We start from the raw sequence: 627 nt of genomic DNA, 5'->3' as shown, positions 1-627 counted from the left end.
GGCTAGACGAGGGCGCGGTGGCCGCCGTGCATCAACGCCTGCTCGAGGCCCGCAGACAGGGAACCGCCGTGCTGTTGATTTCCGAAGACCTCGACGAGGTGATCGCGCTCGCCGACCGCATCCAGGCGATCGTCGGCGGCCGGCTGTCGCCGCCGGTCGAGGCTGACAGTGCCGATGCGCGAAAGCTTGGCTTGATGATGGCCGGCGAATGGCATGACAAGGGTGAGGTCCGCCATGCGGTTTGAGCGTCGCGAACACCGTCCGTTGTCGCTGTTGCTGTTGACGCCGCTGATCGCGGTCGCAGCGGCGTTGGCGCTGTCCGGCATATTGATCGCCGTGGCCGGTGCGCCGGTGTTGGAGGCCTATTGGCGTATCCTCACCGGCGCCTTCGGCTCGCGGCTTTCGGCGACCGAAACGCTGACGCGGGCGACGCCGCTGATGCTGACCGGACTTGCCGCCGCCGTCGCATTCCGGGCGCGGCTCTGGAATATCGGCGCCGAGGGCCAGTTCTATCTCGGCGCCATCGCCGTGGGCGCGGCGAGCTCGCAGCTTCTCGGCGGCCTGCCGGGTGCGGTGCAAATCCCGCTGCTGCTGGTGATCGGCGCCATGGCCGGCATGGTCCTGATC

Annotated in this window: 1 protein-coding gene and 1 pseudogene; both read left to right on the top strand. The window is 68.6% G+C overall.

Annotated elements, in window-relative coordinates; translation table 11 throughout:
* A pseudogene (locus AC1D0P_RS26945) lies at positions 1-245 on the top strand (ABC transporter ATP-binding protein); the annotation flags it as partial.
* On the top strand, positions 235-627 hold a 393-nt coding region (locus AC1D0P_RS26940; RefSeq protein ID WP_477679533.1), incomplete at its 3' end, for an ABC transporter permease subunit. The pseudogene AC1D0P_RS26945 and the gene AC1D0P_RS26940, both read left to right, overlap by 11 nt.

Source organism: Polaromonas sp. P1_G2 (assembly GCF_056405515.1).
This window is presented reverse-complemented; position numbering and strand designations above follow the sequence as displayed.